This window comes from Mycobacterium simiae (assembly GCF_010727605.1).
GTDB lineage: Bacteria > Actinomycetota > Actinomycetes > Mycobacteriales > Mycobacteriaceae > Mycobacterium > Mycobacterium simiae.
Genome location: NZ_AP022568.1, coordinates 4,942,811 through 4,966,288, shown reverse-complemented (window position 1 = coordinate 4,966,288; position 23,478 = coordinate 4,942,811). Strand labels below are relative to the sequence as shown.

At 64.0% G+C, this 23,478-nt stretch carries 24 protein-coding genes and 1 pseudogene; 4 read left to right on the top strand and 21 right to left on the bottom strand.

All coding sequences use genetic code 11. The features are described 5' to 3' along the window. Positions 1 to 219: 219 nt before the first annotated feature. A complete protein-coding gene (locus G6N33_RS23185) occupies positions 220 to 1,653 on the top strand; it encodes a helix-turn-helix transcriptional regulator (protein WP_049918947.1) in 1,434 nt (477 codons plus the stop codon). A 106-nt stretch (positions 1,654 to 1,759) separates the two neighbouring features. On the opposite strand, the gene G6N33_RS23180 is transcribed toward G6N33_RS23185, so the two are convergent. The 3 genes from G6N33_RS23180 to G6N33_RS23170 form a co-directional block, all read right to left on the bottom strand. Beyond that, the gene (locus G6N33_RS23180) at positions 1,760 to 2,950 is read right to left on the bottom strand and encodes a lipase family protein (protein WP_081661984.1); all 1,191 of its coding nucleotides are present in this window, start codon (positions 2,948 to 2,950) and stop codon (positions 1,760 to 1,762) included. Then, positions 2,947 to 4,368, bottom strand: coding sequence for an MFS transporter (locus G6N33_RS23175; protein WP_044506490.1), 1,422 nt, complete (start codon positions 4,366 to 4,368; stop codon positions 2,947 to 2,949). The genes G6N33_RS23180 and G6N33_RS23175 overlap by 4 nt, the downstream gene beginning before the upstream one ends. Positions 4,369 to 4,843: 475 nt before the next feature. Continuing rightward, positions 4,844 to 5,971, bottom strand: coding sequence for an NDMA-dependent alcohol dehydrogenase (locus G6N33_RS23170; protein ID WP_044506491.1), 1,128 nt, complete (start codon positions 5,969 to 5,971; stop codon positions 4,844 to 4,846). A gap of 382 nt (positions 5,972 to 6,353) precedes the next feature. Here G6N33_RS23170 and G6N33_RS23165 point away from each other — a divergent pair, with 382 nt between their 5' ends. Continuing rightward, entirely contained in the window at positions 6,354 to 7,232 is an 879-nt protein-coding gene (locus G6N33_RS23165) for an AraC family transcriptional regulator ligand-binding domain-containing protein (protein ID WP_231382652.1), read from the top strand. A 211-nt stretch (positions 7,233 to 7,443) separates the two neighbouring features. On the opposite strand, the gene gcvH is transcribed toward G6N33_RS23165, so the two are convergent. The 5 genes from gcvH to G6N33_RS23140 form a co-directional block, all read right to left on the bottom strand. Further along, on the bottom strand, positions 7,444 to 7,839 hold the full coding sequence (gene gcvH, locus G6N33_RS23160; RefSeq protein ID WP_044506494.1) for a glycine cleavage system protein GcvH: 396 nt from the start codon (positions 7,837 to 7,839) through the stop codon (positions 7,444 to 7,446). 112 nt (positions 7,840 to 7,951) lie between these two features. Then, positions 7,952 to 8,536 carry a redoxin domain-containing protein gene (locus tag G6N33_RS23155; RefSeq protein WP_044506495.1) on the bottom strand — a complete coding sequence of 195 codons (585 nt, stop codon included), beginning with the start codon at positions 8,534 to 8,536 and terminating at the stop codon, positions 7,952 to 7,954. A gap of 76 nt (positions 8,537 to 8,612) precedes the next feature. Next, complete coding sequence (locus G6N33_RS23150) at positions 8,613 to 9,782, bottom strand: oxidoreductase (protein ID WP_044506497.1); 1,170 nt, start codon at positions 9,780 to 9,782, stop codon at positions 8,613 to 8,615. 232 nt (positions 9,783 to 10,014) lie between these two features. After that, on the bottom strand, positions 10,015 to 10,500 hold the full coding sequence (locus G6N33_RS23145; RefSeq protein WP_044506498.1) for a peroxiredoxin family protein: 486 nt from the start codon (positions 10,498 to 10,500) through the stop codon (positions 10,015 to 10,017). Between the two features lie 460 nt (positions 10,501 to 10,960). After that, complete coding sequence (locus G6N33_RS23140) at positions 10,961 to 11,692, bottom strand: alpha/beta fold hydrolase (protein ID WP_049918949.1); 732 nt, start codon at positions 11,690 to 11,692, stop codon at positions 10,961 to 10,963. A gap of 188 nt (positions 11,693 to 11,880) precedes the next feature. On the opposite strand from G6N33_RS23140, the gene G6N33_RS23135 reads away from it, so the two are divergent. Further along, entirely contained in the window at positions 11,881 to 12,507 is a 627-nt protein-coding gene (locus tag G6N33_RS23135) for a TetR/AcrR family transcriptional regulator (protein ID WP_044506502.1), read from the top strand. A gap of 145 nt (positions 12,508 to 12,652) precedes the next feature. Here the strand turns inward: G6N33_RS23135 and G6N33_RS23130 are convergent, their stop codons facing one another. From G6N33_RS23130 to nthB, 4 genes are read right to left on the bottom strand one after another with little or no spacing between them, the layout of a single operon-like run. Further along, a complete protein-coding gene (locus tag G6N33_RS23130) occupies positions 12,653 to 12,862 on the bottom strand; it encodes a CbtB domain-containing protein (RefSeq protein WP_044506503.1) in 210 nt (69 codons plus the stop codon). Next, the gene (locus tag G6N33_RS23125; RefSeq protein WP_044506505.1) at positions 12,843 to 13,181 is read right to left on the bottom strand and encodes a nitrile hydratase accessory protein; all 339 of its coding nucleotides are present in this window, start codon (positions 13,179 to 13,181) and stop codon (positions 12,843 to 12,845) included. The genes G6N33_RS23130 and G6N33_RS23125 overlap by 20 nt, the downstream gene beginning before the upstream one ends. Further along, positions 13,168 to 13,797, bottom strand: coding sequence for a nitrile hydratase subunit alpha (nthA, locus tag G6N33_RS23120; protein WP_044506506.1), 630 nt, complete (start codon positions 13,795 to 13,797; stop codon positions 13,168 to 13,170). The genes G6N33_RS23125 and nthA overlap by 14 nt, the downstream gene beginning before the upstream one ends. After that, positions 13,794 to 14,531 carry a nitrile hydratase subunit beta gene (nthB, locus tag G6N33_RS23115; protein WP_044506508.1) on the bottom strand — a complete coding sequence of 246 codons (738 nt, stop codon included), beginning with the start codon at positions 14,529 to 14,531 and terminating at the stop codon, positions 13,794 to 13,796. Before nthB ends, nthA begins: the two co-directional genes overlap by 4 nt. 264 nt (positions 14,532 to 14,795) lie before the next feature. Here nthB and G6N33_RS23110 point away from each other — a divergent pair. Beyond that, positions 14,796 to 15,485 (top strand): annotated as a pseudogene (locus tag G6N33_RS23110) (phosphoribosyltransferase); the annotation flags it as partial. 2 nt (positions 15,486 to 15,487) lie between these two features. On the opposite strand, the gene G6N33_RS23105 reads toward G6N33_RS23110, so the two are convergent. The 9 genes from G6N33_RS23105 to murC form a co-directional block, all read right to left on the bottom strand. Beyond that, positions 15,488 to 15,817 carry a hypothetical protein gene (locus tag G6N33_RS23105; protein ID WP_044506512.1) on the bottom strand — a complete coding sequence of 110 codons (330 nt, stop codon included), beginning with the start codon at positions 15,815 to 15,817 and terminating at the stop codon, positions 15,488 to 15,490. Between the two features lie 93 nt (positions 15,818 to 15,910). Beyond that, complete coding sequence (wag31, locus tag G6N33_RS23100) at positions 15,911 to 16,708, bottom strand: DivIVA-like cell division protein Wag31 (RefSeq protein ID WP_044506513.1); 798 nt, start codon at positions 16,706 to 16,708, stop codon at positions 15,911 to 15,913. Positions 16,709 to 16,970: 262 nt separating this feature from the next. After that, the gene (locus tag G6N33_RS23095; protein ID WP_044506515.1) at positions 16,971 to 17,261 is read right to left on the bottom strand and encodes a YggT family protein; all 291 of its coding nucleotides are present in this window, start codon (positions 17,259 to 17,261) and stop codon (positions 16,971 to 16,973) included. Between the two features lie 173 nt (positions 17,262 to 17,434). Next, on the bottom strand, positions 17,435 to 18,091 hold the full coding sequence (locus G6N33_RS23090) for a cell division protein SepF (protein WP_044506516.1): 657 nt from the start codon (positions 18,089 to 18,091) through the stop codon (positions 17,435 to 17,437). A gap of 67 nt (positions 18,092 to 18,158) precedes the next feature. After that, positions 18,159 to 18,935: a YggS family pyridoxal phosphate-dependent enzyme gene (locus tag G6N33_RS23085; RefSeq protein WP_044506517.1), complete on the bottom strand. Its 777-nt coding sequence runs from the start codon at positions 18,933 to 18,935 to the stop codon at positions 18,159 to 18,161. Between the two features lie 5 nt (positions 18,936 to 18,940). After that, entirely contained in the window at positions 18,941 to 19,657 is a 717-nt protein-coding gene (gene pgeF, locus G6N33_RS23080; protein ID WP_044506519.1) for a peptidoglycan editing factor PgeF, read from the bottom strand. Between the two features lie 79 nt (positions 19,658 to 19,736). After that, complete coding sequence (gene ftsZ / locus G6N33_RS23075; RefSeq protein WP_044511947.1) at positions 19,737 to 20,897, bottom strand: cell division protein FtsZ; 1,161 nt, start codon at positions 20,895 to 20,897, stop codon at positions 19,737 to 19,739. A 217-nt stretch (positions 20,898 to 21,114) separates the two neighbouring features. After that, positions 21,115 to 22,038: a cell division protein FtsQ/DivIB gene (locus tag G6N33_RS23070; RefSeq protein ID WP_101528467.1), complete on the bottom strand. Its 924-nt coding sequence runs from the start codon at positions 22,036 to 22,038 to the stop codon at positions 21,115 to 21,117. Next, entirely contained in the window at positions 22,035 to 23,468 is a 1,434-nt protein-coding gene (gene murC, locus G6N33_RS23065; RefSeq protein WP_044511951.1) for a UDP-N-acetylmuramate--L-alanine ligase, read from the bottom strand. Before murC ends, G6N33_RS23070 begins: the two co-directional genes overlap by 4 nt. Positions 23,469 to 23,478: the final 10 nt, after the last annotated feature.

Genomic DNA, 23,478 nt, shown 5'->3' with positions numbered 1-23,478 from the left:
CAACACCTGGTAGTCGGTCCGAGACGGTGTTTAAACTCTCCGGTGAGCGCCCTTCGGAGTTTGGGGCCAAAATTGATCTCACGCGCCCGCAGACGGCACCAGGACGACCGTGCACCGGGAGATGCGGATTGTGGTTTAGCCGTCGTCAGCTGAGGGGGTCCACCTATGGATCTCGCTAACCATGCGTCAGTGCTAAGTACAAACGGTGCGTTAGCTCATGTGCTGCGTGGCGAGATGATGTTCACATCCAGGTGCGGCAGCGACGCCGCAGCGGCACTGACAGCCCTGGCCAAGGAGCACGCGCAGAGTGATCCGCGACTGGCTCGCGAACTGTATTTGGAGGCGTTATCAGCAGTTTTGTTCGCTGGCCGGCTCGCTGCCGAAGGGCGCGTAATGGAAGTGGCCAGAGCCGCCGCGAGTGCGCCCCCGTCACGACAACCAGCCCGCCCAACGGATCACTTATTGGATGGCCTGGCGACCCTGATTATCGATGACTCCCCCTCGGGCGTCGGCCTCATCCGAAAAGCGGTAGACGGCCTCTGTGGTGCAGACTCGCGCCTCGACGATGGGACGCGATGGCTGTGGCTTGCATGCCACGCCGCCATCATCGCTTGGGACGATCAAGCATGGCGCCGCTTACCCGCACGGCACGTCATGCTGGCTCGTGAATCATCTGACCAGCGTGCGTTACCAGTCGCGCTTCACTCGCTGGCCGCGGCGTTGGTATGGAGCGGCGACTTCGTGACAGCTCGCCAGCTAATCACTGAAGCCGAGTCGATCGCCACAGCGACGGCAACCACGGTGTTTCCCTATGCGGCGCTTCCCCTTGCCGCCTGGCAAGGCGATCGCACGGAGGTCGAGCGTTTGATTAGGGCTGGCACGCACTACGCGCTCGCCAGAGGCGAAGGAATGGGGTTGGCCTCAATCGATTTCGCGACCGCGCTGTTATGCAACGGGCTCGGACGATATCAGCAAGCACTCGTCTCGGCTCGACGAGGCAACGGGCACCCGCAAGAGCTGTGGGCGAACCTGTTTTTACCCGAGCTGATCGAGGCGGCAACACATTGTGGGCAAGCTCATGAAGCAGCGGACGCCCTTGAGGTGCTGAAAGACAGCGCCCATGCCGCCGGAAGCGATTGGGCCATAGGAACCTTCGCGTACGCCCACGCGCTGGTCTGCTTCGGGGAATCGGCCGAGCGATCATATCGCGAGGCCATCGACAGGCTCGACCGCACGGAGTTACGCCCCGCGGCAGCCCGTGCGAGGCTTGCATATGGAGAATGGCTACGTCGACAACGACGGCGACGCGACGCCCGTGCCCAACTGGGCGGAGCCTATGAGATGCTGAGCGGCATCGGTATGCAGGGTTTCGCAGAGCGGGCTCGCCTGGAACTCGAGGCCACAGGTGAACATGTGCGCAAAAAGCCAGCTGCGCAAAGAAATTCGGTGTTGACCCCACGCGAGGCCCAGATCGCGGCCCTAGCTGCTGCTGGCGCCACCAACGCCGAGATCGGCGTGCAGCTTCGTATCAGCCACAATACGGTTGCGTATCACCTGCGCAAGGTATTCACCAAACTCGATGTTACTGGACGGCGCCAGCTAGCCCGCGCACTCACCAGCCAGGCTAGCGCGGCCCACCGAACACTGTCGTGACATAAGCGGCGACCGCGATATGGCCGACAAATCCACACTCGTCAACCGTTGCCGGCGCCTGGGCCGCCAGCCTTCGGAGCTCGAAATCTCAACGTGCCGAATCAAATTACTCAATGACCAGATGGCCGCCAGCGTGGTCTGATCGCACCGGATTGGTCGAGCCCTGCGGGGTCCGCGCCGAATTCTCGGCGGCAGCTGCCCAGCGGGGGACGCCCAATCTCTGATTGAGCCACCAAAGCGCGTGCGGCGCGCCTTCAAAGGCGCCGGCGAGATGATTATCCGCGCGCACGGTTGTCCACGTAACGTCGACTCCCAGCGCGACGTAATTGTCATGTAGCGCCCGTGCTTGTTCCGTCGGAACAAGCTGGTCATCTTCAAGGTGATACAGGTATACCGGCACCTTAGGACCAATACGCCCATTGCGTTCCTGCTCGAGTAGCGAGCGCCAGACTGGCTCATCCCACGGCTCGTCACGCACGGTATGCCGTCGTATTTCTTCTGGGTGCTCCCTGATCAGCTTCGTCACATCCATTCTTGCGGCACTTTCGGCCGCGGCGCGTCCGCGTGCGTTGAGAACCCGGCCAAGTGCAGGATCGTCGTATGCATGCATGAGCCCGACGACGACCGCTAGACCGAGTCCCGAAAATTGGCCGCCGTCGATCGCGCGAGCCATTTTGTACAGGTCAGCCGGGACGCCCCCAGCAGCTACCGCACGCAGATCGAGTTCTGGTGCGTACGTGGGCTGCAGCTCTGCAGCCCACGCCGCACAGCGACCGCCCTCAGAATAGCCCCATAACGCCACTGGAAAAGACGCATCATCGCGCATCAGGTCGCTGTGGGCTGCGGCCCGCACGATATCCAACATCGCGTGTCCGCCGGGACGACCGGCGCCGTAGGTATGCGGCCCGGGCATGCCTAGTCCATCACCGTCGGTGACGGCAACGTTCCAGCCCCGGGCGAGAGCCTGATCAAGGAGTGGCACCTCGATCTCCCTGCCCAACCGCATCAGGTAGCTCGGTGCAACGTTTCTACTGAGTCCATGCACGCCCATTCCGTAGCTGATAATTGGACGCGGACCCGGGCCCCGCCAGCCAACGGTCGGCCGAAGCAACGTCCCAGACACAGCGATTCGCTGTCCGCGCGCTCCCGTGGAGACATAGACCACTTGGGAAGCCGAGCACGGTGTTGCGGTCTCGATCTCGACGTTTCGCGCTCGCAATAGCTCACCGGGGCAATGGTTCTCGCCGCAGAGCGGGAAGTTGTAGAACAGATCGTGCTCGGGTTTCAGCATCGTCATAACACCGCCGTTCGTTTCTGATTTCGCATATCGGGTTGCGGAATGAGCGCTACCAACACGGCAAGCAACGCGAGTGTTGCGGCGATCGCCAGACCGCGAGTGAAGCCCTCCATCAGCGCGTCGTGTTGCGAGACGCCAGCGTGAAGTGCGTTACGGGTCCGGGTCGCTGCAATCGAAGCCAACGCGGCGACTCCGATCGTTCCACCGACGGCCTGAAATGTGCTGAGCAGTCCAGATCCAATACCCGCGTCTTGCTCGGCGACGTCATTCATCGCCATGACGGTGTTCGCCACAAAGGTCGTGCCAACACCAGCGCCCAGCCCAATGACGCCGGGAAGGAACAGGTAAACATATGGCGTTTCGGGCTTGAGAAACACGAGAGCAACGGTCGCAACGCCGGTGGCGACCGTACCAGCGATCACTAGAGGTGTCGGTCCCATCGTCACGAGCAAGCGCCTCGCAATCACTGCAAAAATGAGTACTCCCGCGCCCAGCGGCAAGAACCGCACTCCGCATTGAATGGGGCCCTCTCCCATCACGTCCTGGACGGTGCGGCTGAGGAAAAAGAACGCCGGGTACAAACACGCGAAAAGCAAACCTGCGATGATGTAGGCACTCAGCCGAGTCCGGTTCCGTAACAGCTGTGGAGGCAACATCGGTTCGGGTGCAGCCTTCTCGACGCGCGCGAACGTAACCATCAGCGTCGCCGCGACGACCAGCGCTGTGATCGAGATCCGGTCGCCCCAGCCGTTCGTGCCGGCACGAATCACCCCATAGACCAGCGAAGTGATTGCAGCTGTCCCGACCGCGGCGCCAGCGAAGTCGATTCGTCTCCGTACGCCCCGCGACTCCGGCAGTACTTTGGGCGCAACTACGAGCAGCCCCAGTCCGATTGGGACGTTAACGAGGAATACCCAGTGCCAATTGCCGATTTGCGTCAGCACCCCACCGAGCACCAAGCCGAGAGTGATGCCTAATCCCGCCATGGCACCATAAGCCACCATCGCTCGGCTTTTGGACGGCCCGGCCGGGAACAACGTCGAAATCAGCGCTAGGGTCGTTGGCGTCGCCATCGCGGCGCCGATTCCCTGACCGGCGCGCGCTGCGAGCAACACGGTCGGACTCTGCGCCATGCCGCCAAGCAAGGAAGACGCTGTGAAAATCGAGATGCCCATCGCGAGCGTGCGCCGATAACCAATCAAATCGCCAGTGCGCCCTCCGACCAGCAGCAATCCCGCATAACCGAGCGTGTACGCGTCAATTACCCATGCCAGTCCGGCATTCGACAAGTTCAGGTTATGCTGGATCGCGGGCAGCGCGAGGTTGACGATTGTCACGTCCAGGGTGGCCATGAGCTGGGCCAGGCAAATTATTGGTAACGCAAAACGACTGCGGCGCACGTTGATCACGTCAGCCATCAGGATCTCCTTATCGACGTGGGGCCGTCATCGCCCCGGCCTCTTTTAACCGCCTGTTCTGCAACGGGTTTGGGCTGCAACACGCCCAGCGCTTGGTCGAATCGACCCGGCCAAACACTGGCGTATGACGTTCGGCACCGTAGCGGTGCATCGCTAATGAATACGGCCTCGCCGTAAGCAATTGCCGTCGCTTCCCGGCCGCACAACTAGCACACTTTCAATGCATGCAGCCACCGACCAAGTTCAACCGCTTTACCCGTCCCCCTTAGGCGAATCGCTCATCGTCCACGGATTCGAAAATGCGCTCGTTGCAAGACGTTAACGAATATGAAGTGGATTGGTTACGTATGAGTATCAGCAGAATGCACTCGAAAACAACATATTTCAATGATTCACGTTGCACTCCTCGCGGCGTGGCTCCGCACAGATCAGTCTTTGATTGGGTGAACCTGGTTCTCTCGCTGTGGTTTTCAGCTCAGTAGTCCCCGCTGGAATACATCACAAGCCCACGTAGATTTTTACCGTCGAACATGTCCTGGAACCCCTGGTTGATGTTCTCGAGCCGGTACCGGGTCGTGACAAGCTCGTCGAGTTTGAGGCTCCCGACCCGGTAAAGATCGAGCAGTTTGGGAATCTGAGTGCGGGGGCCGACACCGCCGAAGATTGCGCCCTGGACGCGCTTCTGTAGCAGGGTGAGCTCGAACAGGTTGAGATCGACGGTCGACTGGGTCACATCGCCTGTGCCCGTGACGATCACCTGCCCGCCCTTAGAGGTCAGGCTTAGCGCCTGCTGGATGTGTTCACCCCTGATCTCGCCGACGGTGATGATCGAGACCTGGGCCATCTTGCCCCGGGTCAGATCTGGGAGTTCGGCCGCGGCATCCTCGAAGGAGCCAAAAGTATGGGTGGCCCCGAACTCCAACGCCTTCTTGCGCTTGAAATCGACTGGATCGATCGCGATGACAAACCTGGCGCCCGCGAACTTTGCACCCTGCACGGCGTTAATGCCGACGCCGCCGATGCCCATGACGATGACGGTGTCACCTGGCCGAGTGTCGCCGATCTCGGTCGCCGAGCCCCAGCCGGTGGACACACCGCACCCGAGAAGTGCCGCGACCTCGAGTGGAACATCCTGCTCGATCTTGACGACCGACGCCTGACTCACCGTGACGTAGGGGGCAAACGTGCCGAGCAGACACATTTGAATGACCGGCTGGCCGTCCCTGGTGACGCGAAACGCCTTGTCCGCAATGGCATGTCCTGTCAGCAGGCCGGCGCCTTCGTCACACAGGTTCTGCAGACCGCCGGCGCACGATGCGCAGACGCCGCAGGCGGGGATGAACGCGAGTACGACATGATCGCCCGCTTCCAGGCCGGTCACGCCTGGACCGACCGTCGTGACGACACCCGCACCCTCATGGCCACCGAGAACCGGCATGAATGGCACAGGAGTGTTGCCCGCGATGACGTGCGCATCGGAATGGCACAAACCGGACGCGGTTAGTCGGACTTGAACCTCACCAGCGACTGGATCTCCAAGCTCGACCTCGCAGATCGTCCACGGAGCGCCCGCCCGTTCGGCGACCGCAGCCTTCACCTTCATAGATCACCCTTCTTGTCGGTCAGAAATGGTTGCGAGGCGCACGTCACCGTATGGACGGTAGGGCCCAGCCGGGTGTTTTCGACAGGACAGGCCAGGCCAGAACTCAACATTTGCGGCCATCTCGGCCCGCTCTGAAGTCGTTGACGCGCATTTAGAGCCGAGTCGGGAGAAACTTGCGGGCATGACCTCCGGCGCCGGTGCCCATGCAGATCAAGCACCTTTGCAATCCCCGCCTGTTCTGCAGTCGACCAACCGGGTCATCGCGGCCATTACGGATCCGTGGGACCACCCGCGAACCGCGGTCTCAGTCGCGATCATGTGCGAATGGGCAGCCGAGCACGGAATTTCGGCCGAGGCGCTGTTGCGTGGATCGCACCTCGACGTGGCGTCGTTGACCGATGTCGACACACTCGTTGAGGCGAGTCAGGAGATCGTGGTCATCCGCAACCTGGTCGCAGCCTGTAGCGACTACCCCGGCCTAGGTGTGGAATTGGGCGCACGCTATCACTTGACCGCGTACGGCTACCTGGGCTATCTGCTCGCCGCCTCCGCCACCGTTCACGACACGGTGCTAAGGGCCCTGCACTACTCGATCTTGTCGTTTGCATTCTCGACGATGACGGCCCGCATCGACGCCGACCATCACTTCATCCTTGCCTTCGATGCTGCCGATGTGCCGGACGCGATCCAGCGCTTCGTCGTCGAGCGTGATCTCGCCGCCGTCATACAGGTCCAGCGCGATACCTTCCCCAACATCGACAAGGTTCCACTACGCGAGATCCGGTTCGCCGATGAGTCTGGGTGCGCGGCTGTCTACCGGGACCACTTCGGGGTTGCGGTGAACCTGGGAGGTGGCAGCAACGAAATCGTTTACGATGCCGACTATCTCGACTACGTACCACCAATGGCAAACACGCACACCGCCCAACTCATGGTCACCGAATGCGAACGTATCCGCACAGAGCGGCTCCATCACACCGGCGTGGCCGCCCAAGTGCGCACGCATCTGCTTGATCAGTCATCTCTCGACCTCACCCTCGAGGATGTGGCTGCCCGCCTGCATTACGCGCCGCGAACGCTGCGCAGGTACCTTGAGCGGGAGGGCACCACCTACCGGATACTGCTGGATGAGGTGCGCCGTAGAGTTGCGGAGAATCTCCTGCGAGACGGCATGGCCTCCCAGTCAAAGATCGCCCGACGGCTCGGCTATCAGGACTGGTCGAGTGTTGTCCGGGCGCGCCGCCGTTGGCGCCGTACGTGATATGTGTATCAGTACACCTTGCAAACCTCTCGCCGCCATGGGGTTGTCCACAACGGTAGCAATCACTATCAGTGTGCTCGAAGGGTTCGTCCTCGCCGTCACATCGCTCAATCACGACCAACTGGACAGGCTGGGAGCCTGGAAAGTTTAGTCATTCTCTCGCACTTAATCATTCGCGACAAGACCCCAGCAGGGGTACCCCCACGATTGGTCAATCCGCGACGTGAGCACGGTAGGCATCCGCGTCCAACAGTTCACCGAGCCGCGCGTCCAGCGGCTCCGCGTCGGCCTGCAGTTCGAGCAGCCAGCCCGCTCCGTACGGATCCGAGTTGACTAGGCGTGGGTTCTCCCTCAAGTCACCATTGATCGCAACAACTGTCGCGGTGATAGGCGAGAAAAGGTCCGACACCGACTTTGTGGACTCCACCTCGCCGAAGGACTCACCCGCCGTCACTTCGGAACCGACATCGGGTAGCTGGACGAACACCACGTCGCCGAGCGCGGACTGGGCGTAGTCGGTGATCCCAATGCGGACGGTGTCATCGCCGGTGCGTTGCACCCATTCATGCTCCTCGGTGTACTTCAAATCAGCCGGGAAGGTGCTCATGACGACTCCTGCGCTCGTGGTTGCCCGCCAGGCGAATCATTTGACTGACTGCCTCATTGGGGGCCTTCGGTGGATGCGGATCACACGCCATTGCGTTGCGACATACCACGGCTCACACGCCGCCAGTAGCCGACGGGGAATATGGGTAGTGCCTTGACCGATCCCCGGCGTCCCAGGCCTCGCGCAGGCCCGGCGCTAAAGGATCCCAATCAGGGCGAATTTCCCGCGTCACCTCCCGAAGATCACGGCGCAGGTCCTCAAAAGACGGCCGGCCCCAAAACCAGTAGCCGTTGTAGACGCTATGGATCACCAAGCCGGGCTTTAGCACGAATGTGTGCGGAACCATCGGATCGTGATACGGATCCGTGTACTCCTGGATCTGCAGGTCTTTCTGCACCTTTCGGCCGGCGTCAGAAAGGAAAGTCCATTGTGCCCCAACGGATGCGCGAAATTCTGCGGTTTCCACGATGTTGTCGGTCGAAATCGTGACGATCGCGGTGTACCCAACCTCGATCTTGGAGTAGTTCGCGGCCAGCTCGAGGTGCTGCTGATGGTCCTTCGGGCAGAAGTGTCCACGCGACAGCAACAGGACCATGGGGTCGATTCCTTGGAGTTCACTCAGTCGTCGCCTGACTTTGGCGTGGTCGGTCAGCTCGTAATCCGGGAGCACCGCGCCCGGAACAATATCGTCTCGCACAGACGCACTCCTTCGATTCTTTCGAGCCAAATGGCTATTAAGCTCGGCGACATTGCCGTTTCGGCGGGAGCCAATCTTATGTTGTGTCAACGGTTTTATACTCACCGCCTTCCAGCCCTGCTATGTTCGGCACGTCGGTGACTTCCCAGTCTTTGACGGTCGCGATCGGACCGAACAGATCGGCGGGCACGTCAGGTGACAGAGGATGACCCATACGCACGCGGCGTGGCCAGTCCCGGTTGGCTAGCGCGGCTTTGGCTAGGGCGACGACATCGGCGGCACCGGAGTCGATGATCGTAGCGGCATCGCGAGGGTCATCGAGGTGGCCGTTGGCGATGATCGGTAGCCCGCTGTACCGTTTGGCAAGCTGTGCCAGCGACCTAACCGTGTGATCGAAAGCTGGTGCCAGGGCCCGGTATTCGGTGGTGTGGATGTAGTCGATACCGGTGTCGGCCAGTGCGGTGAAGATAGCGGCCGCGTCCTCTTCGCCGCCGGCCCACCGATGATGATTGTCCGAAACCTTGGCCTGGGAAATGCGGATACCCACCGCGATGTCCGCCCCGACAGCGGCTACGACGTCACCGCAGACCTCAGTGGCTAAGCGAATTCGGTTGGCGACGCTGCCCCCGTAGTCGTCGGTGCGCGCATTCATGTAGTCGGTGAGGAATGCGTCGAGCAAATAGCCGTTGGCGCCATGGATCTCAACACCGTCGAAGCCAGCGTCGCGTGCCAACCGGGCCGCGTTGACGAACGCGGCCCGGACCTGGCCGATCTGTTCTGCGGTCATCGCTCGGGGTATCCGGAACGCGCCTGACCCGCGGTACATAGCCAACTGTTCGCCTTTGGGACGCACTGCTGACGGGCCCCACGTGGCGGTGGTCTGCGGGTTGCCTTGTGACTGGCTGCCGGCGTGCATCAGTTGGGCGAAGAACTTCGCCCCAGCGGCGTGGACGCCCTCGACAACTGGCTTCCACGCCGCGGCTTGAGCGGGATTCGCGATGCCCGGCTGGAACAAATAGCCCTGGCTGGTCTGGTCATCGATATACAGGCCTTCGGTGATCAACAGAGCGAACCCGCCGTTTGCAAAGACCCGGTAATAGGCGCCGATCCGTTCGGTGGGAACACCTTCGGCGGTCGCGCTGACCCGGGTCATCGGGGCCAGGGCAATACGGTTGGCCAGCTCAACACCACCGACGGCGGCCGGCCGGAATAGGGTTTCATACTGCGCACGCTGCTGGACAGACATGGAATCAGTTACCTCCGTGTCGAGATGTGTTCGGGTCCAACGGATTACCTGGCCGCGACCCAGGCACGGGAGATACCGTTGGTCGTAAACGCGGACCGGGGCTGCTATCCGGTCCCCCGGTCAATAGCTGATCCTCATCCGGATGTCGCGGGCTGCTCGGCCGAATCCGTCCTGTCAGCCCGCGCCGGGCAGCATCGCCTCCGGTCCGAGCCGCACCAGGGTGCAGTGCTGTTCACCGTGCTTCCGGGTGCTCGGTCAGATACCGGATGAAACCGACCACGTCGTCGGCGACCAGCCGACCGATGGCCCCGCTCGAGTACACGGCGAGACGCACCGTGCCATCAGGTGCCAGGATGAAGCCGGTCGATTGCAGATAGTGCGGATCGTCGTTGACATACGCGCCGATCGCCGCGGCTATCTTGTCGGCGTCGGCGCTGTGGCCGACGGGAAAGCGCAGTCTCCGCTTGGCGACGAGCTCGGCGGAGGTGTCCTCGTCATCGACAGACAAGGCGACAACCTTCACGCTGAGTTCGCTCAGAGTGTCGAGCGCACGCGAGAACCCGGCGAGCTGTGCATTGCAGTATGGGCACCAGGACCCGCGATAGATCAAAATGACGCCGTACGAGCCGGCAAGGTCACCGGGCAGAGCGATCGTGCCGCCACCGACGGCGGGAACGTCGAGAGCGGGGAACTGTTGGCCATAGTTGAGTCGTGACACGGCGTCCTTCCACGGTCGTTGGGTGACTACTCGGTCATCATGCTGCGACAAAACTGGACTGACAATTCCAATTCGACAGGCGTGGCGCGGTGACGATGGTGGCTGGCAATACGCGCTTACTCACGCCTGCCATGCCCACCTAGGGAACCGACCAACACCGTCAGCATGATTCGGTTGGAGTCCAGTGAGTTGGCCTTGCCCACAGGGCATTTCGTGCAGAATGAGATGGATTCCCTGAGTTGCGGTCGACGCGACCGTCTTCTCGGCAGATCTCCCAGGGCGGCACATTGTCGATTGTCGATACCGAGCGGCCGTTGGCGTCGCCGTCGACCCCGTCAGCGCACGGCCACGTAGCGCCGACAGATCTCAGATATGCTGCGGCAGAACTCAGTTGCTGATCCCTTCAAGGACGAGCGCGTCGGCGACGACCTGGCCGACACGCGCGAACTCAACACATCCGCTACCCGCTGAACCACGTCCGGGCGGCTTGTTCGATCACGTCGGCCACGACGTCCGGGTTGGAGACGGTGACGGCGTGCGAAGAATTCACCTCGGTGATGCGGGAGCGGGCGCGAGCGGCTTCGAATCTCTGCTCCTGCACCGGAAGAGCGAGATCCTGCAGGGTCCTGATTTGCCAGCTCGGCTTGGTCGTCCAAGCAGCGGACATCACGGATTCGTTCAGGGCTGCCACGTTCATCGGGCGCTGGGTGGCGACCATCAGGGCCGCCGTGGTCGCGGGAACGTCGGCGGCGACCTGGTCGTGGAACTTATCGTCCTGGTAGAGCAGATACGTGGTGCGGGTTCCGTCGGGCAGGGTGAAGGGGATCTCGTCAACGGATGTCAGGAAGGAGCTGCCGGGGAACCGGCTGAGCAGCTGGCTTGCAGCTTCGCCCGCCGCGGGCATCACTGCCGCCGCGTAGACGAGGCCCTTGACCTTGGGATCGTCCGCGCCGGCCTGGGTGATAACGGCTCCGCCGTAGGAGTGGGCAGCCAAAAGCACGGGACCCGCGATCCTGTCCAGCACGCTACGCAGGTAGGCGGCATCGACTGCCACTCCCTGCAGCGGGTTGGCAAAGGCAATGACCGGGTAACCGCCACGCTGCAGCCGCTCAAGCACTCCATTCCATATCGATCCGTCTTCGAAGGCCCCATGCACGAGCACGATTGTGGGCATGAATGATTCGGGATTCATCGTGGTTCCCTTCTCAATGGGGTAATGCATCGAAAAGTCGTGATCCGAAATAGCTGATGACCACCGTTGAAGCGCAGCATGGGCGTCCTACCCCGTGATTCATTGAGCCGGCGGCCATCGCGCTGCGACTCGGCCATCATGCTGCGACGAAACTGGACTGACAATTCCAATCCGGATAGGGTGCGGCTGTGGCGTCAAGTCCGGGTCGTCCCACCGCGCGGCTGACGGTTCGCGGCGCGGCAACCAAAGCCCGCATCGTGGCTGGAGCGGCCGCACTCGTCCAGGAGCATGGAGTGGCCGGGACGAGCCTGGACGCCGTCATGACGGCCACCGGCACCAGCAGATCCCAGCTGTATCACTATTTCGATAACAAGGACGCGCTTATCGGCGAGGTGATCAAGACCCAGTTCGGCCGTGTCATCGCCGCGCAGGAGCCGTTGTTGCGCGAACTTTCCTCTTGGGAGGGGCTGCAGCGGTGGTGTGATCATCTCGTGGCCATGGTCCGCGAGACGCAAGGAATCGGCGGCTGTCCGCTCGGCTCGCTTGTGAGCGAGCTGGCCGACCGATCCGAATCGGCGCGCCAACAGCTCGCGCGGTCCTTTGCCGAATGGCAGTCCTATCTATCCAACGGCTTCGCAGCCATGCGCGAAAACGGCGAACTCGACGCCGATGCTGACCTGGACGATCTCGCCCTAACGATGATGAGCGCTCTGCAGGGCGGACTGCTCATGGGGCAGGCCACGCGCAGCGCCCGTCCTCTTGAACTCGCCCTCAACATGGCCCTGGGACACATCGCCGGATACCGACGTACCTAATAGCTGGGCGGCAGGCCGCCAAGAATTCAGGTGCGGCAGAACACTTTCCGTGCCCGACCAACCGACTCGTCCATAGGCCAGGATCGGCATCCTGGTTGAAGCTCGCAACACCAGGAAAGCAGTGATTTCACTGGGCTAGAGCCGCTCAATGGCACGGGTAGCCGAGTAGATGCCTTGCATCGTGGGTGAATTCATGGACGTACAGGTTCCAGCCGAACATCGACACCGCGCCGTGCGCGAACCCGACGACATACAGCGCGAGCAGAGCCAGCACCGTCGTCACGCTCAGCCATGCCGCCCCGGACAAGGTGACGGGAATCGAGCGGACGACGGGTTCAACGGGCAGCAGCGTCATTGTCGTTCCCATTTCGGTGTGCGGTAGATGCCGCGTGGTCTCCGTCGTCCAAGACCAGCGTCGCGGTGAGCAATTCGCGGTCGGCCACGATCTTTTCCAGCGCCGCAACCCAGTGGTCGTAGTAGTGCCAGTCGCCGCGCCGATCATCGGCCGTGCTTTCCCAGTCGGCGATGGAGGCGATCAGACGCTGCTGGAAATCGCTCCACGGGTAGTGACCGAATTCCGCCAACGCCAATGCCAGGCCGAATGCCCGACGCTGCCAAGGGTGATCGAACTGTGGGGCGGCCTGATCGGTTGTGCAGGTGTCATGCAGTTTCATGCGCCCCACCCGCCAAAGCGACGCCCATCATGGACTCGGTGGTGACCAGGTCCATCAGCATCTGGTCGGTGAAATCCTCTGTACCGGTGGGGCGTTCGGGGATGACAAACCACCGTGAGTGGCCGCTGCTGTCCAATACCTTGATCTCGACGTCGTCTGCTAACTCGAGACCGATCTCGGCAAGCACTTTTCGCGGCTCGCGCGCAGCGCGTGCGCGAAACACCGGGTCCTTGTACCAATACGGCGGCAACCCGAGTACCGGCCACGGGAAGCACGAGCACAGCGTACAGATCACCAGGTGGTGAACCCCTGGGGTATTCGCCACAGCGCGCAGGTGCTCGCCCTCGGCGCCGGCCATACCGTCGGGCAGGTCGAGCTCGGCGATCGCAGACGGTGTGTCTGCCACCAGCCGGGCAGCGAATTCGGGATCCGTCCATGCCTTCACGACAATCTTCTTGCCGTTGAGCGGCGTCATCTCCGATTCGAAGTAGGCCAGCACCTTATCGACGGTCTGGCTGGTGATCACTCCCTTCTCGATGAGCAGCGATTCCAGCGCCTGCACTTTCGCGGCGCTGCTTTCCTCGCGGTCGCCTGGAAAGGCGAATTGCCCTGTCATTCCAGCCCTTTCAGGTAAGCCTCGAACAGTTCGGCGTAGACGGTCTCGCGCCCGTCCTCCGCGCCGCATCCCCATAGTTCGGTGGGGGTGAACGCAACAAGGTAGTTGGGCATCGGCGCGCCGATCCCATCTTCGGTGTCTTCGAAATACGCGTAGTCGCCCTCGAAGATGCGTGTCACCGTGCCGACGCGGCCCCGGAGGAATCCGGGCAATCGGGTATGCGCGCCGGCCGGCACGTCGGCGATCCGCACCGCGTCACCGACGGCGAACTTCGGGTGGGCGATGTCGCGTCGCGGGCTATCCCCCATCCGCAGATACGCGAGCACCTGAGCATCGATGGCCTCGGCGGCTGCGCAGGCCTCGGATTGTTGTCCCGAGGGCAAAGTGCCCACGCGCGCGGCTAATTCGTCGGCGGTCAGGTAACCCTTGTCCACGAGGAACTGGGTGATCCCGCCAAGCCACTTCTCGTAGTAGCGGAATTTGAAGTAGTCAAACGGGTCCATCGCCTCCGCGCTGGTGCGCAGATCAGCCCATGTCCATTTGTCGCCAAACGTCGTCGGCACTTCGGCAATTGGATATCGTGGCAGCGCCGAGCCGAGATGCTTCGAGAGCGCCATCATCGCGACGTGGATGCCGAAGATGCGTTTCTCCCAGTCCTCGACGAAGACTCGCTTCTCCAGGTTCAACGGCTCGGGCAGACCCTCCAACCCCCCGATATAGTGCTGCAACTTCATGCTTTGCTCACACCTTCTCCGATCCGATCGCCATACCCGTGTGCCCTAGGCACGAACTGTATACAGTCTGCACCGGCCCGGAGCTGCTCACCCATGGCGAATGCGCCGTGTTTCCCACGAAACCGGACATGACCCGCAACAGCTAGCTGGCCCATCGGCGCGGTAAATATGCGTGCGGCAGTGGTTGCCCACGTTCAGCTAGCCAATTCCATTGGTGCGCAAGCGATTCGACCACTCGGCCACGGGAGCGTAAACTCGGCCGTACCGATGAATCCAGGGAACGGCTTTACACGCCGCACCACCCAGCAAACCGCGCGACGGTTTGTAGATCGCCACGACGCCGGTCGCGCGCTAGCGCAGCAACTCAACGTCTACCGGGACAAAGACAACCTGCTGGTGCTGGGATTGGCGCGCGGCGGCGTTCCCGTGGCGTGGGAGATCGCCATGGCGCTGCACGCGGAGCTGGATGTGTTTCTGGTCCGCAAGCTCGGGGTGCCGCGCTGGTCGGAGCTGGCGATGGGCGCGCTGGCCAGCGGCGGCGGCGTGGTGATGAACGACAATGTGGTGTCCAGTCTGCGCGTCACCGACGAGCAGGTGCGCGAGGTCATCGACAGCGAGGCGGCCGAGCTGGCCCGCCGCGAACACGCCTATCGCGGTGAGCGCCCCGTCGCCGACCCGGGGGGCAAGATCGTGATGTTGGTCGACGACGGCATCGCCACCGGCGCCAGCATGCTGGCCGCGGTGCGGGCCATCCGGTCCGGTGAGCCGGAATCGATTGTTGTCGCCGTGCCCGTGGGGCCGCTGTCGGTCTGCCGTGAGCTGGCCGCGGCGGCCGACGATGTCGTGTGCACGGTCACCCCGCCGGCATTCGAGGCCGTGGGGCAGGTTTACGACGACTTTCACCAGGTCAGCGATCGCGAGGTGCGCGAACTGCTGAGTATGCCGACCCGCTGAGGCTACTTAGCGGAGTCGTCGCCTCGGGTTTCGGCCGCAACGGTCTGGTCGTTCGACCCCTCGACGGTGTCGACGGCAGTGTCGGAATCCGGGTCTGGGGTCTCTTCCGGGTAGTCGACCGCTTCGTCGGCTGCCGCCTGGTCGTCGTCGGCCTCGTCGCCATCACCAGCGCCGCGGAGCTGCCGTTCCCGCAGCGCGTCGACGATCAGTAGCACCACACCCAGGACGCTGGCGCCGATGCATACCCAGGCCACCAGCTCGTTACTGGTGACGACCGCAAACACGAGCGCAACGAGCCCGATCAGGGCCAGTACCAGCGCAATGATCAGCATTGGTCATCCTCTAGCCGAAGGGCGGGACCGCCAGGTCCCAGTGCACGCGGCATGCCGGACACGGCGTCCGGCACGACTTGGATCGGGTCCCGGCTAGTTATTACCCCGATTGAATTGGTCAAACCCACCGGCATCCGCGCTGGAGTCGACGGGCGCCGCCGATCCGCGCTGGCCGAGCTCCTCGAGCTGGGACTCCAGGTAGGTCTTGAGGCGGGTGCGGTATTCGCGTTCGAAGGTGCGGAGCTGCTCGAGACGCCCCTCCAGCACCGTGCGCTGCTGGTTGATGGTGCCCATGATCTCGGAGTGCTTGCGCTCCGCGTCGGCCTGCAGCGCGTCGGCCTTCTCCTGGGCCTGACGCAATTGCGTCTCGGAACGGGTCTGGGCATCGGCGAGCATGGCGTCGGCGCGCTGCCGCGCCTCCGTGACGGTGGTCTCGGCCGTCTGACGGGCCTCGGTGAGAATTTGGTCGGCGTTGGCCCGCGCGTCCGACAACAGTTTCTCGGACTCGGCCTGGGCGCTGCTGGTCAGCCGGTCGGCGGTGTCCTGGGCCAGGCTCAACACGCGGGCGGCCTTGAGGGCCTGCTCCTCGTTGGTTCCGCTCGGGGCGGCCGCCGCGGGTGCCGCCTTGACGGGTTCCGGCTCGGGCTCGGGCTCGAAGACAGGGGCTGCGGGAGCGGGGTGAGCAGCGGGGCTGGCACCGCCAGCGGCGGCCAGTTCGCGGTCCAGCTCCTCGACCCGTTGCCGCAGATCAGAGTTTTCTTCGATCAGCCGCGTCAGCTCGTTCTCCACCAGGTCCAGGAACGCGTCGACCTCGTCCTCGTTGTAACCACGCTTGCCAATAGGCGGCTTACTGAACGCCACATTGTGGACGTCGGCTGGTGTAAGCGGCATTTGTTCGTCCCCTCAAGTTCCTGTCAAACGTTCCCGGAAGTGTAGAACGGAGTGGCAGCGGTTGTGCAACTGCCGCCCATCCTGTCACACGAGACCCGGCGGTCGCCGATTAGGCCAATAAATAAGAGCCAATTTCAAACACTAAGAGACATAAAATCTCAATCCTTAGAATTTGCAAATCGCGCCCATCAAACCGAAGCCTAATCGTGGCCGAACCGTCGCTCGGGGCCTCGGCACGGCTCGGGACGGCCGCCCGGGCGGCTCAGGCCGCGGCGCCGAAGGCGAGCTGCATGCCGATAAACGCAACCAGCAAGAGCACCATGATCGACAGGTCGAAGCGGACCGCTCCGATGGTGAGCTGAGGGATGAGCCGGCGCAGCAACTTCACCGGCGGATCGGTGATCGACATGATGATCTCCAGGATCACCACAGTGAGGCCGGTGGGATGCCAGTCCCGGCTGAACGAGCGGATGAACTCGACGACCACCCGAGCGATGAGCAGCAACCAAAAGATGAACAGCGCAAACCCAAGGATCTGAAAGAACAGCACCAACGAGAGCCCGACCTTAACGATGAGATGTCAACCGCCGCGCGATAGCGCAGCAATGGCAAGCGTACCGACTCGGGTCTGGGCGGACATCTCACCTGCGCCGCACCAGCAGCGCACTGGGTAGCCGACCAGCTCCCCAACGACTGACCCCGCCGGACTGGCGGGATCAGATGCGTCTATTGGTAAGCGTAGAAGCCGGTTTCGGCGATCCGTCGGCGCTCTTCGGGGGTGACGTCGACGTCGGCCGGGGACAGCAGGAACACTTTGGTGGCGACCTTGTCGAACGAACCGCGCAGGGCGAAGGCCAGTCCCGCCGCGAAGTCGACCAGCCGTTTCGCATCGGCGTTGTCCATCGACACCAGGTCCATGATCACCGGGGTGCCGTCGCGGAAGCGCTCGCCGATGGTGCGGGCCTCGCTGTAGTCCTTGGGCCGCAGCGTGGTGATTTTCGACAGCGGGTGGCCCTCTTCGAACATCATCGCCATCCGGCGCGGGTCCATGGCCAGGGCGCCGCGGGTGGATCCACGCAGCCACGAGCCCAGGCGTGGCCGACTCATCTCCGGGCCGCGGTCGAACTCGCGCGGGTGCACGGCGCCGTAGCGCGGTTCCTCCATCCGCTCGACGGGGTAGCCGCCGCGGTAACCGGCCGGCGCGTATTCGCCGGTGTCGGCGCGCGGGTCGTCGTAGTCGCGGCCGTCATAACGGCCGTATCCGTCGTCGAAGCGAGGACGGGGGAATCCGCGTGACGGCGCGCGATCGTCGTAGTACTCATCCTCGTAGTCGTCCATCGGGGCCATACCGAAATAGGCCTTGACCTTGTGCAGTGTGCTCATCGCGTTGACCCCTTCTAGCCCCTGGGATTTCTGTTGTCTGTGATGAAGGTGTGACTACAGTGACTACTCACGGTGACGGTAGCTGCCGTGGCCCCAGAAGCGCGGTACCGACACGCACACACGTCGAACCGTGTTGGACGGCAATTTCGAAGTCGTTCGACATTCCGGCGGAGAGTCCGACGGCTTTCGGGTGCGCCTCGAGGACCCGGCGGTGCTCCGATTGCAGCCGCTCGAAGGCCGCTTCGGGGTCCCAATCCAGCGGCGGAATGCCCATCAGCCCCACCAATTCCAGACCACGCGCCTCCTCGACCTGGGCGCACACCTGGTCGAGCGCGCCGGGGTTAGCGGGATCCACACCGCCGCGCGAGGCGTCGCCGTCCAGGCTGACCTGAACATAGACACGCAGCCGATGCTGCCGCGCGCCCTCGTCCAGCATCGCGGTGACCGCCCGGTCCAGCGCGGTCACCAACTGAGCATTGTCGACCGAATGAGCGGTGTGCGCCCAGCGCGCCAACGACCGAGCCTTGTTGCGCTGAATCCGGCCGACCATGTGCCAGTGCAACTCTCGCGAAGAACCGGAAGCCTGAGTCAACCGAGTGACTTCGGCCACCTTTGCCGACGCTTCTTGTTCGCGCGATTCACCGACCGAACGACAACCCAAACGAGACAAAATCGCGACATCACTAGCCGGAAAAAATTTGGTAATAGGGAGAAGTTCAATTTCACCGACATTGCGTCCCGCGGCTTCCGCGGCCATCGCCAGTCGCGAACGGACGGCAGCCAACGCATGAGTCAATTCAGATTCGCGGTTGCCCGTCCTGGAGTCCGCCGGGCCAACTGCCATGGCATTCACTCCATCCAGATCAACGACGCCAGCCGCCCGGTCGGCGCGTCCCGGCGGTGACTGAACAACGCCGGGTCGGCCAGCGTACAGCGTGGATCGATGTCGATCGATTCGACGCCCAATTCTCTTAATTGGCAAGCGATTCCAGCCCGAAGGTCGAGCCCCGGAGTGCCGCGATCGGTGTTGGTGCGACTACCCGGCAGGGCCGCCTCGACCTCGTCGGCCATCGCCGCGGGCACCTCGTAATTGCGTCCGCTGACCGCCGGCCCGAGCAGCGCCGAGATGTCGCCGGCCTGCGCGCCCAGCTTCAGCATCGTCTCGACCGCGCGCACCACCACGCCCCGCTGAGCACCGACCCGTCCCGCGTGCACCGCCGCGACCACCCCGGCCCGCGCGTCACCCAACAACACCGGCACACAATCGGCCGTCACCACGGCCAGCGCCAGTCCGGGGGTACGGGTCACCAACGCATCGGTGTCGTCGAAGGCGGCGCGGCGCGCCGCGCGAGGCCCTTCCACGATCTCGACCCGGTCGCCGTGCACCTGGTTCATCCACACCACCCGGTCGACGCCCAGACCGATGGCGCGGGCCAGCCGGGTCCGGTTGGCGGTCACCGCAGCCGGATCGTCGCCGACATGGTCGCCCAGATTGAAGGTGTCGAACGGTGGTTTGGACACACCACCCGCCCGGGTGGTCGTCACTCGCCGGATGCGAACACTCACAGCACCAGTATCCGGATTCGTTGCCGAACAACCGTCCCCGCCCAGTAGGCGGGGACGGGAGTCGCGGGCATGTCCGTTCTCAGCGGCGCATGAACGGCGGGACGTCCACATCGTCGTCATCGCCGCCGATACTCAGCGTCGCGCCGTTGGTATGCACCGGCACGCTGACGGCGTCGACCGGCTCGAATAGCGTCGAGGTGAGCTTGCCGGCCTTGGCCGATTCGATGCGGTGCGCGCCGCCAGTCTTCTCGCCCTTCTCGGCCGGACCGCCGATCACCGGTTTGCGGCCGGGCCCGGCCGCGTCGAAGCCCGCCGCGATCACGGTGACCCGGACCTCGTCGCCCAGTGAGTCGTCGATCACGGTGCCGAAGATGATGTTCGCGTCTTGGTGGGCGGCATCCTGGACCAGCGACGCCGCCTCGTTGATCTCGAACAGGCCCAGGTCGCTACCGCCCGCGATCGACATCAGGACACCCTGGGCGCCCTCCATCGACGCCTCCAGCAGCGGCGAGTTGATCGCGATCTCGGCGGCCTTGAGCGACCGGCCCTCACCGCGTGCGGAGCCGATGCCCATCAGCGCGGTGCCCGCGCCGGACATGATTCCCTTCACGTCGGCGAAGTCGACGTTGATCAGACCCGGCGTGGTGATCAGGTCGGTGATGCCCTGGACACCGTTGAGCAGCACCTCGTCGGCGCTGCGGAACGCGTCCATCAGCGACACCGCGGCGTCACCCATCTGCAGCAGGCGGTCGTTGGGAATCACGATCAGGGTGTCGCAGCTCTCGCGCAGGGCGTTGATGCCGTTCTCGGCCTGGTTGCTGCGCCGCTTGCCCTCGAACGAGAACGGCCGGGTGACCACGCCGACGGTCAGCGCGCCCAGCTTGCGGGCGATGCTGGCCACCACGGGCGCCCCGCCGGTGCCAGTGCCGCCGCCCTCACCGGCCGTGACGAACACCATGTCCGCACCGCGTAGCAGCTCTTCGATCTCGTCCTTGGCGTCCTCGGCCGCCTTGCGTCCGACCTCCGGGTCGGCGCCGGCGCCCAATCCTCGGGTGGAGTCGCGGCCGACATCGAGCTTGACGTCGGCATCGCTCATCAACAATGCCTGGGCATCGGTGTTGATCGCGATGAACTCCACGCCCTTGAGGCCCTGCTCGATCATCCGGTTGACGGCGTTGACGCCGCCACCACCGATACCCACAACCTTGATGACGGCCAGGTAGTTATGCGGGGGGGTCATCATCTCGTCTTCCTCCCTGGTGGGGATTCGGTTTTCCGGGCTATGCGGTTCCCTGGCAAACTCTCAACCTCAACCATAGAGTTAGAGTTATGTCAAGTAGTTCCGTGCAACCAGAACGGTATGGGTACGACACGCGCTATCCCTGCAGGCGCGCCGACGCACGGCGCGCAAATTTTCCGCAATTTTGCACACGAGGGCACGGCCGCAGCGCGCAGCGCTACTTCACCGTGGGCAGATCGGGGCTCGACACGTCGTAGGTCTTGCCCGGCTGGGTGAGCAACGCGGCCAACTTCTCGGCCTTCTCATCCGTGCGGTCGGTGGTCCCCCAGATCACCACTCGCCCATCGCCGAGCGTGAGCGTGATCGAGGCCAACGACGGCGCCGCGATGCGGCTGACCTGCCCGGCAACCTCGGGACGCAGCGCCAGCAGCACCTGTAGCGCGGCCTTGGTCGTCGGATCGGTCGGCCCGGGGCTGGCGACGTCGATATACGGCAGCGCCGGCGGTGGCGGGCCGGTCGCGAAGTCCACGCCGTCACGATCGAACAGGTGCGGACCGTCGGCAAAGTCCTTGACCACCACCGGAACTCGCTCGACGATCGTGATCCGCAGCGCGGACGGGTATTGCCGTTGCACGCGGGCGCTGGCCACCCGGCGGATCGCGGCGATCCGGTCGGCCACCTGGTTGGTGTTGATCTGCAACAGCGGCGTGCCGACCCGCACCTGGGCGGCATCGAGCACCTCTTCGCGCGACACCGCCCCGGTACCGACGACAACGATGTCGCGCGCCGACATCACCGGCGTGAAGTAGAGGACCAACGCCAACCCAATCCCCACGATCACCAGCAGCACCGTCGCCAGCAGCATCTTCAGACCGCGAACCACACCGCGCGCAGGCTTTTTCGGCTGTGGGGTGGCGCCGAGGCGCCCACCGGCGCGGCGCTTGGCCTCGCGGCGCGCCTCCTCGATGGCGGTGGCCCGGGCCTGGGCGGCGCGACGCTCGGCACGCTCCCGGCGGGCGCGCCGGCGCGGGCCCTCGAAGTCGACAGCGTCCGGCGCGGCGGCGTCCTCGCCTTCCTGGACGGCAATCGGTTCGGTCACCGCGGTGTCGGCGTCGGGCTGCCCGGCGTTCGGGTCGGTCATCGCAACACCCCGGACTGCCCGGGCGCGCCGCGGTTGGCCCGCGTCCGTAGCGCGTCGACGATCTCGGGCCCCAACAGAGTCACGTCGCCGGCGCCCATGGTCACGATGACGTCACCCGGCCCGGCGGCCGCGGCTACCTGCTCGGCGACCGCCGACAGGTTCGGCAGGTAGCTGACCGGCGCGCTGACGTGTTCGGCGACGATCGCGCCGCTCACCCCGGCCAGCGGCTGTTCGCGGGCGCCATATACGTCGAGCACGAACACTTGGTCGGCGTTGTCCAGAGCGTGACCGAATTCCTCTGCGAATGCCTTTGTCCGCGAATACAAGTGGGGCTGGAAGACGACCAACGACCGGCCGTCGCCGCCCTGCTCGAGAACCGCCCGGACCGCCGACAGCGTCGCGGCGATCTCGGTCGGATGGTGGGCGTAGTCGTCGAACACGCGCACCGAACCCACCGTGCCGACCAGTTCGAAGCGGCGCCGTACGCCCTCGAAACCGGCCAGGCCGTCCAGCACCTGCTCCACCGGGGCACCCACCTCCACCGCGGCCAGCAGAGCGCCCAGCGCATTGAGCGCCATGTGTCGCCCGGGCACCGACAACCGCATCGACCGCACCGCCGCCGGCGCCGGATCGGAGCGCACTCGGATCGTCGCGACGGCCCCGGTGCCCTGTTGCTCCCACGACAGCAGGGTGGCCGCCAATTCCGAATCCCCTTGCGGCGCACTGCCATAACGCAACACCCGAATGCCCAACTCGCTGCTGCGCCGGGCCAGCGCCGCTGCACCGGGGTCGTCGGTGCAGACCACCAGCGCCCCGCCCGGGGCCAGCCGCTCGACGAAGGAATCGAATACCGCGACGTAGGCGTCGTTGCTGCCGTAGAAATCCAGGTGATCGGCCTCGATGTTGGTGACCACCGCGACGTCGGGCGTGTATTCCAGCAGCGATCCGTCACTTTCGTCGGCCTCGGCGACGAAGCAGTCACCGCTGCCGTGATGCGCGTTGGTGCCGGCCTCGCCGAGGTCGCCGCCCACCGCGAACGACGGGTCGCGCCCGCACTGCTGCAGCGCCACGATCAGCATCGACGTCGTCGTCGTCTTGCCGTGGGTGCCCGTGACCATCAGCGTGGTACGCCCCGCCATCAGCATGGCCAGCACGGCCGGGCGCAACAGCACCGGAATGCCCCGTCGCCGAGCCTCGACCAGCTCCGGGTTGGTCTTCGGGATGGCGGCGTGGGTGGTGACGACGGCGGTCGCGCCGCCGGGCAGCAGATCCAGCGCCGACGCGTCGTGGCCGATGCGGATCAGCGCGCCGCGGGCCCGCAGCGCGTGCACACCGCGCGATTCCTTGGCATCCGACCCGGATACCTGCACGCCGCGGTCCAACAGGATGCGGGCGACACCAGACATTCCGGCTCCCCCGATGCCGACCATATGCACCCTG

Bases quoted from the DNA above. Each gene is read 5' to 3' on its own strand.
- G6N33_RS23180 (WP_081661984.1), bottom strand. From the start codon at position 2,950: ATGACGATGCTGAAACCCGAGCACGATCTGTTCTACAACTTCCCGCTC.
- G6N33_RS23175 (WP_044506490.1), bottom strand. From the start codon at position 4,368: ATGGCTGACGTGATCAACGTGCGCCGCAGTCGTTTTGCGTTACCAATA.
- G6N33_RS23170 (WP_044506491.1), bottom strand. From the start codon at position 5,971: ATGAAGGTGAAGGCTGCGGTCGCCGAACGGGCGGGCGCTCCGTGGACG.
- gcvH (WP_044506494.1), bottom strand. From the start codon at position 7,839: ATGAGCACCTTCCCGGCTGATTTGAAGTACACCGAGGAGCATGAATGG.
- G6N33_RS23150 (WP_044506497.1), bottom strand. From the start codon at position 9,782: ATGTCTGTCCAGCAGCGTGCGCAGTATGAAACCCTATTCCGGCCGGCC.
- G6N33_RS23140 (WP_049918949.1), bottom strand. From the start codon at position 11,692: ATGAATCCCGAATCATTCATGCCCACAATCGTGCTCGTGCATGGGGCC.
- G6N33_RS23130 (WP_044506503.1), bottom strand. From the start codon at position 12,862: ATGACGCTGCTGCCCGTTGAACCCGTCGTCCGCTCGATTCCCGTCACC.
- G6N33_RS23125 (WP_044506505.1), bottom strand. From the start codon at position 13,181: ATGAAACTGCATGACACCTGCACAACCGATCAGGCCGCCCCACAGTTC.
- nthA (WP_044506506.1), bottom strand. From the start codon at position 13,797: ATGACAGGGCAATTCGCCTTTCCAGGCGACCGCGAGGAAAGCAGCGCC.
- nthB (WP_044506508.1), bottom strand. From the start codon at position 14,531: ATGAAGTTGCAGCACTATATCGGGGGGTTGGAGGGTCTGCCCGAGCCG.
- G6N33_RS23105 (WP_044506512.1), bottom strand. From the start codon at position 15,817: ATGCTGATCATTGCGCTGGTACTGGCCCTGATCGGGCTCGTTGCGCTC.
- wag31 (WP_044506513.1), bottom strand. From the start codon at position 16,708: ATGCCGCTTACACCAGCCGACGTCCACAATGTGGCGTTCAGTAAGCCG.
- G6N33_RS23090 (WP_044506516.1), bottom strand. From the start codon at position 18,091: ATGAGCACACTGCACAAGGTCAAGGCCTATTTCGGTATGGCCCCGATG.
- G6N33_RS23085 (WP_044506517.1), bottom strand. From the start codon at position 18,935: ATGGCAGTTGGCCCGGCGGACTCCAGGACGGGCAACCGCGAATCTGAA.
- ftsZ (WP_044511947.1), bottom strand. From the start codon at position 20,897: ATGACCCCCCCGCATAACTACCTGGCCGTCATCAAGGTTGTGGGTATC.
- G6N33_RS23070 (WP_101528467.1), bottom strand. From the start codon at position 22,038: ATGACCGACCCGAACGCCGGGCAGCCCGACGCCGACACCGCGGTGACC.
- murC (WP_044511951.1), bottom strand. From the start codon at position 23,468: ATGGTCGGCATCGGGGGAGCCGGAATGTCTGGTGTCGCCCGCATCCTG.